The 12002-nt window shown below is 44.1% G+C and carries 15 protein-coding genes; 2 read left to right on the top strand and 13 right to left on the bottom strand.

The annotated features are described in order from the left end of the window. Nucleotides 1-34: 34 nt before the first annotated feature. From GN277_RS20970 to GN277_RS21015, 11 genes are all read right to left on the bottom strand, one after another. Nucleotides 35-304, bottom strand: coding sequence for an AEC family transporter (locus GN277_RS20970; RefSeq protein ID WP_159753274.1), 270 nt, complete (start codon nt 302-304; stop codon nt 35-37). Nucleotides 305-430: 126 nt separating this feature from the next. After that, the gene (locus tag GN277_RS20975; RefSeq protein ID WP_159753276.1) at nt 431-1297 is read right to left on the bottom strand and encodes a MetQ/NlpA family ABC transporter substrate-binding protein; all 867 of its coding nucleotides are present in this window, start codon (nt 1295-1297) and stop codon (nt 431-433) included. A 68-nt stretch (nt 1298-1365) separates the two neighbouring features. Further along, nucleotides 1366-2034 (bottom strand): methionine ABC transporter permease, encoded by a 669-nt coding sequence (locus GN277_RS20980; protein WP_159753278.1) that lies wholly within the window; start codon nt 2032-2034, stop codon nt 1366-1368. Further along, on the bottom strand, nt 2034-3038 hold the full coding sequence (locus tag GN277_RS20985; protein WP_159753280.1) for a methionine ABC transporter ATP-binding protein: 1005 nt from the start codon (nt 3036-3038) through the stop codon (nt 2034-2036). Before GN277_RS20985 ends, GN277_RS20980 begins: the two co-directional genes overlap by 1 nt. A gap of 234 nt (nt 3039-3272) precedes the next feature. Next, a complete protein-coding gene (locus GN277_RS20990) occupies nt 3273-4433 on the bottom strand; it encodes a double-cubane-cluster-containing anaerobic reductase (RefSeq protein ID WP_159753282.1) in 1161 nt (386 codons plus the stop codon). A 110-nt stretch (nt 4434-4543) separates the two neighbouring features. Beyond that, nucleotides 4544-5767 carry a PucR family transcriptional regulator gene (locus GN277_RS20995; RefSeq protein WP_159753284.1) on the bottom strand — a complete coding sequence of 408 codons (1224 nt, stop codon included), beginning with the start codon at nt 5765-5767 and terminating at the stop codon, nt 4544-4546. Nucleotides 5768-5925: 158 nt separating this feature from the next. After that, nucleotides 5926-6048 (bottom strand): hypothetical protein, encoded by a 123-nt coding sequence (locus GN277_RS31005; protein WP_280178623.1) that lies wholly within the window; start codon nt 6046-6048, stop codon nt 5926-5928. Then, the gene (locus tag GN277_RS21000; RefSeq protein WP_159753286.1) at nt 6032-6454 is read right to left on the bottom strand and encodes a potassium channel family protein; all 423 of its coding nucleotides are present in this window, start codon (nt 6452-6454) and stop codon (nt 6032-6034) included. Before GN277_RS21000 ends, GN277_RS31005 begins: the two co-directional genes overlap by 17 nt. A gap of 13 nt (nt 6455-6467) precedes the next feature. Continuing rightward, nucleotides 6468-6986 (bottom strand): HdeD family acid-resistance protein, encoded by a 519-nt coding sequence (locus tag GN277_RS21005; RefSeq protein WP_159753288.1) that lies wholly within the window; start codon nt 6984-6986, stop codon nt 6468-6470. 42 nt (nt 6987-7028) lie between these two features. Then, nucleotides 7029-8270, bottom strand: coding sequence for a chloride channel protein (locus GN277_RS21010; RefSeq protein WP_159753290.1), 1242 nt, complete (start codon nt 8268-8270; stop codon nt 7029-7031). Continuing rightward, the gene (locus GN277_RS21015; RefSeq protein ID WP_244324823.1) at nt 8248-9051 is read right to left on the bottom strand and encodes a hypothetical protein; all 804 of its coding nucleotides are present in this window, start codon (nt 9049-9051) and stop codon (nt 8248-8250) included. The genes GN277_RS21010 and GN277_RS21015 overlap by 23 nt, the downstream gene beginning before the upstream one ends. A 290-nt stretch (nt 9052-9341) precedes the next feature. Here GN277_RS21015 and GN277_RS21020 point away from each other — a divergent pair, with 290 nt between their 5' ends. Together GN277_RS21020 and GN277_RS21025 are read left to right on the top strand one after the other, a co-directional pair. Further along, a complete protein-coding gene (locus GN277_RS21020) occupies nt 9342-10103 on the top strand; it encodes a LytR/AlgR family response regulator transcription factor (protein WP_244324990.1) in 762 nt (253 codons plus the stop codon). Continuing rightward, a complete protein-coding gene (locus GN277_RS21025) occupies nt 10100-11425 on the top strand; it encodes a GHKL domain-containing protein (protein WP_159753294.1) in 1326 nt (441 codons plus the stop codon). The genes GN277_RS21020 and GN277_RS21025 overlap by 4 nt, the downstream gene beginning before the upstream one ends. Nucleotides 11426-11432: 7 nt before the next feature. On the opposite strand, the gene GN277_RS21030 is transcribed toward GN277_RS21025, so the two are convergent. Beyond that, a complete protein-coding gene (locus GN277_RS21030) occupies nt 11433-11639 on the bottom strand; it encodes a helix-turn-helix transcriptional regulator (protein WP_159753296.1) in 207 nt (68 codons plus the stop codon). 10 nt (nt 11640-11649) lie between these two features. Further along, nucleotides 11650-11967, bottom strand: coding sequence for a DUF6442 family protein (locus GN277_RS21035; RefSeq protein WP_159753298.1), 318 nt, complete (start codon nt 11965-11967; stop codon nt 11650-11652). Nucleotides 11968-12002 lie beyond the last annotated feature (35 nt).

Below are 12002 nucleotides of genomic sequence, written 5' to 3' on the forward strand. Positions count from 1 at the left end.
TCTCGTGATGAGCCGCACAACTCTGGCACAGCTCTTAACAAAACAACATCATAAACGGCACTGTAACGATTGAAATAATCGTTGACATTGCAAACAATTCGGATGCATACACAGCATCTTTTCCATATCGAAGCGCAAAGAGACTCCCTGTCACTCCTACGGGACAGGATGCGGCCAGAATCATGACTGTTTTTACTTCATCTGACACAGGAATCAGATAAAATAAGCCGGCCATTGGCATGACAATCAGCTTCACAAAACTTAACCAATACAGGCGGCGTTTGGTAATCGAGGCTAATTCCATGCGCCTCCTCCTTTTCATCTTCACAGACTGTTTCACAAAAAATCTCTGGATACTACAAAAGGGCAGCATGCGCCTGCCCTCTCCTTATAATGTAAAACTGTCTAAAATACTCTGTCTGCCGCTCTTTTATTCCCAACAAGGAATCTGTGTGCCTGCCTTTTCCGTCTTAAAATATTCTGCCAGCTCGTCACACTGTACGGCTTCTGCAATCTCTTTGGCCCATTTGGCGTCCTTGTCCTCGCTTCTTACCGCAAAACCAACCGCATATACATCATTATCGTCGGACTGACACAGATATCCTTCTGCGGAAAGCCCTGCGTTTACCATATGTCCCGCTGCAAGGCAGATTGCGTCTGCATCACCCAATGACTGGGGAAGCACCGACATCTCAGCTTCAATGAATTCAAAGTTATGGGGATTCTCTTTTACATCATACATTGTAGGAACCTCCACAGCTTCATCAAGCTCTATCAGCCCCTGTGACTGAAGCATATTTAATCCGCGGGCCTGATTGGTCGCATCATTACAGAGCCCTATGGTTGCCCCGTCCGGAAGTTTATCAACAGAATCCCATTTATCTGAATACATAGCGAACAATGGATAAAAGGTCTTTGGCTCAATCATCACAAGGTCTGTACCGTTCTCTGCATTGTAGCTCTCAAGATACGGTCCATGCTGATACCAGTTCATATCAAGGCTTCCTTCTGCCAAGGCAACATCCGGCTGCACGCTGTCATCGAATACACTTTCCTCCACCGTATATCCAAGCCCTTCGATCTTCGCCCTGACTGATTCTAACTGATTCACCATATCCGCACGGATACCAATTTTAATCACTTCTTTTTTCTCATCAGAGCTGCCGCCCTCAGAACTGCCCTGTTCTTCGCTTGTCGAACTGCTCCCGCCGCTTTCTGATTCGGATTTCCCGCATCCTGCCAGCATAGCTCCTGCCAGTACTGCCACAAGTAAGGTACTTAATAGTCTTTTCTTCATGATAGCCTCCTGTTATATGTATATTTATCTAAAAACAGGCTTTTACCCGTTTTTATTCCTGTGCTTTTCTACTTTAGCTTCTTGTAAATCCAATCCCCAAAATACTGTATGACTGCAACCAGAATAATCAAAATCACACAGATTGTATACATAATCTCCTGATTGAAATTCTGATATCCATATGTAAGGGCAACTGCTCCCAATCCTCCTGCACCCACCGCGCCTGCCATGGCCGTAGCGCCTAACAGGTTGATAATCGCCAGACACAGTCCGGAGATAATTGAAGGTACAGACTCTTTTAGCATAACCTTGAACACAATCTGCCACTTAGACGCCCCAAAGGACTGCGCCGCCTCAATCAATGCGGGATCCACCTCTTTAAAGCTGTTCTGGAAGATACGCGCCATGAACGGGGTACACGCTACTGTAAGCGGAACAAGGGCCGCCGTATCTCCAATAGAGCTTCCCACAACCAGCCTCGTAAATGGTATGATTGAAACCATCAAGATGATAAACGGGAAAGAACGAATGGTGTTTACGATAAAATCAAGCAGTCTGTTCACCACAATATTCTCATATAGCCCGCCTTTTTCTGTTATGATCAGAATCACGCCGAATACAAACCCAAATACAGTTGACAGGATTCCTGATATCAGAAGCATTTTTAAGGTATCAAAAAATGCAGGTACAATGATCATCTGACAGATCTGTGCAAAAGTAAAATTTTTTAATGACATTACTTCTCTCCCCCCTTCTGCCCATGCTCTTTTACGCTCATCTTACGCCAGTTCATCCTGCGCTCATCCAGATACCGTGTGACCGTCTCAAGATGAGCGTCGTCTACATTGATTACAAAGATTCCCATATGGTCACCCTGGTATTCCTGAATCTTTCCGTCCAGGATGGGGAACACATAATCTAACTCCTTAGACATTTTTCCAAAAAGCTCGCCGTCATGAATATCATTTACCATGTGAGCGATCTGGATATTATGTCCCTGCGCTGGAAGACGGATTTCTTCTTCTCCAAGAAGCCTCCTTAGGGATAAGGGTTGTTTGATGAAAATATCCCTCACAGTCCCTTCATCAGCGATTCGTCCCTGTTCTAAAATACAGGCTTTATTGCAGGCTTTTCTCACCACCTCCATCTGGTGGGTTACGATGACGATGGTAATCCCAATCTTCTTATTTATCTCCAGCAGAAGCTCTAAGATCGAGTTTGTGGTTTTAGGGTCCAGTGCAGACGTGGCCTCGTCGCATAGAAGTATCTTCGGCTCCATAGTCAGCGCCCTTGCGATTGCAACTCTCTGCTTCTGTCCTCCGCTTAAGTTCCTTGGCTTGGCGTTCATCTTATCCGACAAGCCTACAAGTTCAAGCAGTTCTTTAACTTTTTTATCTGTATCCGCCTTTGAATATTTCCAGCACTGCATAGGAAGTGCAATGTTCTGGTACACCGTTTCCCTCTCCAGGAGAGAAAAATGCTGGAATATCATGCCAACATGCCTTCGGAACTCTCTTAACTCCTTATCTTTTAAGTCCTTAATCTCACACCCATCCACCGTAAGGCTGCCGCCCTGATAAGAAGTCAGACCATTAATACAACGAAGCAGCGTTGATTTGCCTGCCCCGCTTCGTCCTACCAGCGCGTAGATATCTCCGTCTTCGATTGTCAGGTTGATATCTTCGAGAACGCTGGTTCCATCGTCCTCCCAGATCTTCTTTAGGTTCTTTATCTCAATCAATTTCTTCCCTCCTCGTACAATCCTTTTGATATTCTAATAAATATTTATCAAGATTTCATCATCTACAATTCCAATATTTTCTATACCGATTGTGCACCGCGCACAAATTGTTAGATACTGTCTATAAATGGCAATAATTCATATATTTTATCTATAAATATCCCTGATTCTTTTCTCTGTACGACAAAAAAGACTGCCGGAAAAAGATATTCTCTTTTCCAAACAGTCTCATTTTTAATGTGTCTCAAGCATCTCAATAAATGCCGATATTCTTGTATTCAGTTGCCCCACATCCCCCGCTGAATAATCCGTAACAACGTCTGTATATGGTATATGCTTTTCTTCGCTGACGAAGTTACGCACACTGATGGATTCCATATGTACGGAGTGGCATCCTGAGAGAATCATCTCTACCACCCCATCCACATGAAATTCATCGATTAACCTGCCAAGCAGTTCAATTCGTTTATCATTAGGGGTCATGATGGCACATCCAATATAAAAATACTTTCTTGCAATCGCACCGTAGATGTCAGGATCATCTTCGTCCACTAATTTGTCAAGCACTTTTGCACCGGTACAGTTCTCAAATGCGACTACAATGCCGCCATTATCTTCGATTGCCCTTACAATCTTCTGCGTATCTCCCCCGATGGGGCAGCCCGTAACCAGTATCCGAGGCCTTTTTTTCTTCTTCGGCTTCTGTCTGTATTCTTCCAGTATTCGGTCCGTCAGAAGGTTCAGTTCTTCTGCCACTTCTTCCTTATCCAGCCGGTATTTGCTTCCATACAGAACGTTCAACAGCTCCATCCCCATAAGTGGAGCCGGCTCTAATTTCATGACTTCGTACAGCCTCTTTAATGCCTCTCTGCGGCGATTCTCCTGACGAATCGCCCTTTTAACATCCTCATCCGTTATCACAACCTGGAATTTTTCTTCCAGATAATCCTTCAAGCGGATAATCTCCTCCCGCCACAGCCTAAGCCCTTTATGGGACTGGATGTTTGGAAGCTCCATAATAAAGACGTCTTTAAACTCCGCCATCATCTCATACATCTTCTTTTTTCCGTCACAGGTGGTTTCGCCCACTACCAAATCTGCAAAATGAAAATATGGGCATCTGTCTGAAACAGCGAAACCATAGCTGGACTTAATCAGCGGACAGACATTCTTTGGCAGTACCGTCTCCGCAATCTTTACCGTCTCCTCCGACGACGAACAAAGCCCAATGGGAATTGCGCCCATCGCCGCAGCTAGTTCTCTTGGAAAGTATGAACAGTACGCACCGATCACCGGAATATGGCGGTCTTTGCACTCCTTCACAAGTAAAAACGACTGCTTCTTCTGCTCTGCAAATTCCTCGAATATTTCGGGCAATTCCTTTATTATATTCATATAACGCTCTCCTCTTACCTAAACATCCCTATTCTACCACACTCCTTCTGCAAAAAACAATTATTCTTAACACAAACATTCAACTTTTCATTATGCATCATGCACAATGCTCAGCATCTTCGTTCCTGCTCCTGCAAAATGATACTGATCATGAGCCGCTTAGAAACAGCCGGCTCATTAATATCCACCCCCAGAATCTCGTTAATCTTCCCCAGCCGGTAGATCATCGTATTGCGGTGAATAAATAATTTCTTTGATGTCATACTGACATTATTCCCGTTCAAAAGATATTCTTTTAATGTATTGTAAAAGCAAGTCCCTTTCATACAGTCTTCGTTTTTCAGCTCTTGAAGCCCTTTCTCTAAATACCTTGCTCTCCCTATATAGGATACCGCACATGAACAAACCGTCTGGATATAATAGTCGTATTCCATATAGATGTCCTTCTCCGGCTCTGACGCCCTTCCAATCTCAAGGGCCTTCCTCACCAGAAAATGCTTCTTTTCCACCAGCTCAACATCGTCAAAGGGTTCGCTCATCCCACAGTAAAAACCGTATTCGCCGCACAGATCTTCTAATACGGAGCCAATCATGTTCCTTTGACGCTTCACCTGTACCCCAGAAAATAGCACATACACTCTGCCTTCTTTTATATAGATAAATGAATCAGGGAATTCATCTGCAAGACTATTTGCCGCTTTCTGTAGCTGGAACATATGATAATCCTTCATCTCTAAAACGGCTACTATAAAATCTGGAAGCACATATGTATTGTACATAGACCGAATCTCTCTAATCTTTAATACATTTCCCGCATCTTCATCAAAGAAGCTTCTGGCTATCATACGTCGGAGTGTGGAAGCATGATAATAGACTCTGTGGCCGTAACGCTCCATCAGTATACCAAGGGCCTGGCAGAGAATGTCATTGGCCTGACATAATAACTGCTCTGTGGCAATGGCAGGCTCCTTGTCTGGCTGCGTCTCCATAATACTGAATCCTTCCGTATTACCTTTTACCATAATCCTGCTGACTGCCTTGAAGCCCTCCCCCTCCTCAATCAGCATAGAATACTCCAACGCTTCTTCCTTCTGCGCCTCAATGTACTGTGCAGCCAAACACAGGAGATGCTCTTTCCAGTTTCCGCCGTTCTCATACCCTCCGTCCTGTCTCTCATCCGAGGAAGAAAGTATCTTTCCTCCGATATCTATGACGGTAATCCTTGTATTGGTGTATTCTGCAATATCATTTACCATCTGATCAATCGTACCTTCATTCCCCAACATCCTGAATACTTTTTTATAACAGACATTTATATCGAAATTATCCTTCATGCACATCTGCCCTCATTTCTGCAATACCAGTGTACTGACATACTACTTTTTATTATATTAGCAGGAAAAATCTCTGTCCAATCGTTAATGTCGATAAGCGTGCCTATTTATAGTTATTTTCAATTTTACCATAATCGAGTAGGGAAGATTCATTTTCCCTACTCGCCGCGCGACCTGTGCGCCGCCTTAGCGGCATATTTCATCTGCACAGGTCTGCGCATAAAAATACAGACGCCGAACAATATTTCCGACGTCTGTACCTTCTTATCTTTTATTCTCAAATTCCTGTATTTTTTGGGATAACTGCAAAAGCTCGTCGTCAGACAAGTCTGGCAGTCTCTCTAACTTTTCCAGAAAAACTGAAATAGTCTCCTTCTCCCTCACCTTCAAATACTCCATATAATAGCTCACGACAACCCCAGGCACCATTGCCGTCATAAGAATCCCATATGCTGACACAAGCACCGTTATAATCCGGCCGGCTCTGGTAACAACGCAGATGTCGCCAAACCCTATCGTGGTAGAAGCGACGAAGCAGTACCACATAGCATCGCCCCAGGTATGAATCCCAGGCTCTACAACTGCCAATACTGCCGCCGCCCCACTAAGGAACACAAGGAAGCTAACGAAAATCTTCAAGGTCCCCGTCCGCTTCAGAACACGATAACAACGCTTCCATGCTTTCATCCTTGGCTACCCTTTATTCTTCATCTCCCTGGATATACTGAGCCATAACAATCATGCTGATACCGCTTTCGATAAAGTAGACTCCTACTAGAATTCCAAAGGTCAGCGCAAGCAGCATTGGGTGTACCACGGAATAGATACCTACCAACACCCCCAGAATCCCAAGTGTCAGCGTCCAGACCCATCCCATGCCCTTTGTGATCTTCTTCTGCTTAAACGCCTGAAAGATGTTGATTACCCCCTGAAGCATAAACCAAAACGCCATGAGATAAATCAGCATACCGTCTGTCATCAGCTTAAGACCAGGCACAACCAGAATCACGATACCCAGGATGATGCTTAGGATATCAAAAACAAAATCAATTCCGTAAGTCTTATTGGAAACAGAACGGATAATCCCTACCGTCCCATAGACGAACAGCAGTATCACCAGAAAATAGCCTGCCTCCAGAAACGTAATCAACGGAGTGAATATGCAGGAAAACCCACAAATCGCAATCAACACCCCAAATACAATGGAAAAAATCTTCATAAATAAAATCCTCCTGAAATTTATTTTATTATTACAACCCGCTTATGCAGGCAATAACAAGCCCGTAAGCTTTGAACAAAACATACTCCCCGCCGCTGCCGCAAGGAAAATCCATAGGAACAGCTTGACCGGAAAACACAAAAACAACAATACAGTCACAGCCAGAGGCTTTTTCATAATCCCTCCAAGCAAGGAAGCCGTCACAGTTGCCGCGGCAAATACCATATGGCCCCCGCTATACCCAAACACCATCGCCCCCGCGGAATAACCGAGACATACCCCTGCAAATATAATCGGAAAGAAATGTCCTCCTTTTAGACCTGACTGGATACAGACATTCGTAAGCAGCACCTTTAAAAATGCAATGGCGGCAAGAATCAGCGGCGCATACATCTCACAATCTGCAGCCAACTCCCCCATTGCATCTTCGCCTGAAAACATCAGCACAGGCATCAGCATCCCCATAGCGCCAAGGCAGGCACCGCCCACCGTTTCTTTCAAGATAACAGGTAACCCTGTCAAAACCTTCTCTGCCGCCAGATGCGTAAGGAAATAAAACTTTGCCAGCACACAGCCAAGCAGAATGTACACAACCAGCATCAGGTAATCCCAAAGCTCTGGCTCCATTTCCGGAAAAGACGGCAACGCCCCAAGACCTGCTCCGAAAATATCTGATAACAGCATATAACATCCGGTTCCTGCAGCGGCGGCAAGACCGTACAGGAATACCTTCAACGTTGCCGGAAGCGTTATAATCTCCTTGTCTTTGTTCTCCTCCTCCACCGCAAACACGCCGAACAGAGGCGAACGAAACAGTACGCCAAGGGTCACAGCCACTCCCACCTGAGAATACTCCTTCGCATTCTGCCTTGCAAACGAAAGGTTATCCCCAATCCAGTAGCAAAGTCCCACAATTACGCCCGTAAGCCCAGCCTCCGGACCGATACTGCTTCCTAAAAGCAACGGAAAAAGCGCACTCAGAAGAAGCACCAGCATATTGGAATAATCAAAAGTTTTCTCTGCTTTTACCTTTGCCATGACGGCATCAAGTTCTTCTGGATAGTCTCCAAACCTCCTCCGGAAACAACCGATTAATACTCCGCCGACGGTACACACAAGCAATGTATAACACGGAATAGAGTAATTGGCCGGAAGCCATTCCCACAGGAAATGAATCCCAAGAGACATAATTTTCAGGAATGCCCAGATAACCCCTCCTGCCACAGCGCCGATGATACAGCAGAATAAAATTAGATATACGTTATTTCTTACTGTTTTGCCCATCAACACCTGACTCCTTCTTATCATCTGCCCCGTATGCTTCATTTACCTGTGGAATCAGCGACGAAGCAAGCTTTCCTTTACCCCTCTGCTTCAAATAAATGATTCCGATAATCGAAAATACAACTGCTCCCACAAAATTTACAATCAAATCCTTCATGGTATCTACAATTCCAATATCAAGATAGCCGCCAAAATTCCACTCCTCGCCGTTTACGACAAGGGACTCCACCGTTACCTGTATGGGATTGTTGGCCCCCAAGGGGTCAAGCTTCACAGAGCTGATTGTGGGCAGAATCCAGTCCTTCTGCATATCTGTGTGGAAGAACCAGTCCATACTGAACTCAAAAAATTCCCAGACTACTCCAACCGTCATAGAAAAACAGAACGCTACAAATGCCACAAAATATGGGGACATCTTGATGGAAAACTTTTCACTCCTGTTAAAGAGGTCAATCAGCGCAAAACCGATTGCCGCCATCAGAAATCCATTGGTTGTATGTAGGATGGTATCCCAGATAGGGATCTTGATATAAAATGCATTGATCTCTCCCAGAATCTCTGCCGAAAAGATAAAAATTAGGATTACACCTTTTAAACCTGCAGGAATGGTTACTCCCACCATCTTTTCGATTAACTGCGGCACCATAAAAAGGATTAATGTCAAAATCCCCAAAAACATATTATGGTAACTTCCCAGGAAAAACTGCCGGACTATGGACAGCACCACCAGGGAAATCAGCACAAGCTCTATTCCTGTTTTCTTTTTCTTTTTTTCACTCACACAAACTCTCCTCTCTTTAGCGCTGCTATTTATGTTAGTTAAAGTTCCCCATTTTTTGGGGATTTACATCAATTATACAGATTTTGCACCAAAAAAACAGATCTGTGGGCCTCTGTTTGTCCCCAAAAATCCACAGTTTATCCCATGGTATGGAATTCACGACATAAAAATCTTATAATAATCTTACCCCTCACACATACATCTATCCGGACAGGCTGCATGGATGGACAGTCTGTCAGCTCGAAATACCTGAGCCATGTCTGGATAGATGGGGGTATCCCTTAATTTTGATGAAAGAGGTACATAAGATGTTACGCCTTGCCATTTGTGACGACGATAGTACAGACCTTGCTAAAACTTCGGAGACAATTAAAGAATGGTGTCAATATCAGAATCATCCGGAGATCAAAATACATTCATTTCGCTCACCTTATAATCTGCTCGACTCTGTTTCAGGCGGGGAAGCCTATGATATCTTTCTACTTGATATTCTCATGCCCGATATGACAGGTATCAGTCTGGGTGAACAGCTTACCAGACTGCTTGCAGAGCCGCTGATCGTTTACGTAAGCTCAAGTAACGATTACTATCCTGACGCATTCCGTCTGTTCGCATTTAACTATATCTGTAAACCGGTATCTAAGGACAACTTATTTCCTGTGCTTGACAAGCTTTCCTATCGCTATGAGCAGCAGAAAAATAATGTATTTCTCCTCAAGACGTCCGACGGAATCCGGCAGATACCTCTGCATACTATTGTCTATGCAGAGCTGCTTTCCCATGTGTGCCATCTTCATCTTGCTGACGGCACACATTTAAAAAGTCTGTATCTACGTTCCGGCTTCAACCAGTTTCTTGCGCCGGTTCTGGAACACCCAAATTTCCTCAAGACACACACCTCCTTTGTGGTGAATCTGGATTATTCCAGCCGCCTTACCACCGGTTTTCTTTCACTGACTACTGGAAACAAGATTCCCGTTGCACGCTCATTTGCCGCAAAGGTACGGCAACGCTATATCGATTACTGGCTTCAGGAGGTAAAAGAGCCATGACCCTGTCAAATTTCCTTGAAAACAATATGATCGCCCATTCCATTAAGATACTTTTAATTACCTGCTTTACCCTGGGTATGATGACAGCCCTTACTTCATTCAAATATCCTGCTCGGAAAATACTTACGTTATTCGGGTTCTATCTTGTATGGGTATTTATGTCCTCCTGGGTAATCATTTCTATATTTGGTTATTTCTTCTTTACGAAGGTAATGCTTTTTACGATTTCTCTGCCAGCCATTGCCCTGGCTTATAAAATGGACTGCAATTCCCCCGCGCAGTCTGTGTTCAACTATGCAACGCAGGTGGGTTTTTCTCTTATATTTGCCATGACCGTCCTGTTATTGAATACTCTGCTTCATGGCAATCAGTTTACCTATTTCCTTCTCCTTATTGCCGTCTATTCCATCGTAATCTATCTGGAATATCGGTATTTAAGGAAACCCTTCCTGAATCTGACCAGAACCGTACATATCGGCTGGGGTTCGCTGTCTCTGATTCCGATTTGCTTTTGCGCGCTGATTGAATTAATTGGAAATGTTCCGTTTTATTATATCAGGGAGCCCATACGGGTCGTATACATCTATGGGCTTTTGGTACTGATGATTATAGTTTATTTCGTAGTTTACCAGAGTATTCTGCGCCAATATCAGCTTCAGATGGTCTCCCACGAAAAGGAGCTCCTGATGCTTCAGGTATCTTCTATGGAGAAGCAGGCCAAGAATATCCTTACATCGGAAGAAAGGCTGAAAATACTGCGCCATGACATCCGGCATTTTTCCATTATCATGAATACCTGTCTGAAGGACGGCGCCATGGAGGATGCCAAGCACCTGCTGTCCGGCTTAGAGGATGCCCTGCTAAAAAGCGAGACGCCTCATTACTGCCAGAACTATATCATTAACTCTGTACTCACGTATTATCTGGATGCTGCCAAGAACGAAGGTATACAAGTACAGGCTGATTTCACAGCGCCTCCGAAAGATACGATTGATTCTACCTCCTTCTCCGTAGTTCTTGCTAACGCCCTCGATAATGCGCTAGTTGCCTGCCGGAATGAATCCATTGAGCGCTGTATCAAATTAAAAAGCCGCATGAATGGCAGTCAGTATCTCATGGAGATTGCCAATACATGCAGCACAGATATTGTATTTGATGAAGACGGGCTACCTATTTCACAGAAAGGGATTGAACACGGCATTGGAACCAAAAGTATCCTCTCCTTTGCCAGACAGACCCACTCCAGCGTAATTTTTAGGCAGGAACACGGACAGTTCATCCTGCAGATGATTACTAACACATCGCTATGTAATCAATCATAGTATATACTTAGAAGTAAAACAAATCCTCAAATTTTTTATCTAACGCAATACACAGAATTAATGCTAACTTTGCAGTCGGATTGAATACACCTGTCTCAATAGAACTGATTGTCTGGCGTGATACGCCTACCAGCTTAGCAAGTTCATTTTGAGACAAGTGTTTTTCCAGCCTTGCCTGTTTTAAATTGTTTTTCAAGATCAGTTCTGTATCCATACAGCCACCATCAGAAAATTTCAACTAAATAGCCGATGAAGAGCCCTGCCGCCGTGATACACCATAGTATTCCATAGCATAAATCATGTCTCCTTTTAAGACGCGCCCATCTATAGAACCATTGTCCGCCGGCCATAAAGCAATATATTGCATATACATCATAGTATGGCACATCTGCGAGCATCTTTGTAACCATAGCAATCAGACAGGCTATAAGACCTACCATTAATCCCACCTTACAGCCCTTATTCAAAATATCTGCTTCCATCTCATCCATCTGATTTGGCTTCCTATCCTGTACTCTGCGCAAAACTTCATCCCTATCCATATATGGCGCCTCCTTTTTAAAATTGTCAAGTTTTC

Origin of the sequence: Sporofaciens musculi, from assembly GCF_009830285.1 — a bacterium.
In the GTDB taxonomy this organism is placed as follows: Bacteria; Bacillota; Clostridia; order Lachnospirales; family Lachnospiraceae; genus Sporofaciens; species Sporofaciens musculi.

Coding starts and splice junctions, on each gene's coding strand:
- GN277_RS20970 (WP_159753274.1), bottom strand. CDS start 304: ATGGAATTAGCCTCGATTACCAAACGCCGCCTGTATTGGTTAAGTTTT.
- GN277_RS20975 (WP_159753276.1), bottom strand. CDS start 1,297: ATGAAGAAAAGACTATTAAGTACCTTACTTGTGGCAGTACTGGCAGGA.
- GN277_RS20980 (WP_159753278.1), bottom strand. CDS start 2,034: ATGTCATTAAAAAATTTTACTTTTGCACAGATCTGTCAGATGATCATT.
- GN277_RS20990 (WP_159753282.1), bottom strand. CDS start 4,433: ATGAATATAATAAAGGAATTGCCCGAAATATTCGAGGAATTTGCAGAG.
- GN277_RS20995 (WP_159753284.1), bottom strand. CDS start 5,767: ATGAAGGATAATTTCGATATAAATGTCTGTTATAAAAAAGTATTCAGG.
- GN277_RS21000 (WP_159753286.1), bottom strand. CDS start 6,454: ATGAAAGCATGGAAGCGTTGTTATCGTGTTCTGAAGCGGACGGGGACC.
- GN277_RS21005 (WP_159753288.1), bottom strand. CDS start 6,986: ATGAAGATTTTTTCCATTGTATTTGGGGTGTTGATTGCGATTTGTGGG.
- GN277_RS21010 (WP_159753290.1), bottom strand. CDS start 8,270: ATGGGCAAAACAGTAAGAAATAACGTATATCTAATTTTATTCTGCTGT.
- GN277_RS21020 (WP_244324990.1), top strand. CDS start 9,342: ATGAAAGAGGTACATAAGATGTTACGCCTTGCCATTTGTGACGACGAT.
- GN277_RS21025 (WP_159753294.1), top strand. CDS start 10,100: ATGACCCTGTCAAATTTCCTTGAAAACAATATGATCGCCCATTCCATT.
- GN277_RS21030 (WP_159753296.1), bottom strand. CDS start 11,639: ATGGATACAGAACTGATCTTGAAAAACAATTTAAAACAGGCAAGGCTG.
- GN277_RS21035 (WP_159753298.1), bottom strand. CDS start 11,967: ATGGATAGGGATGAAGTTTTGCGCAGAGTACAGGATAGGAAGCCAAAT.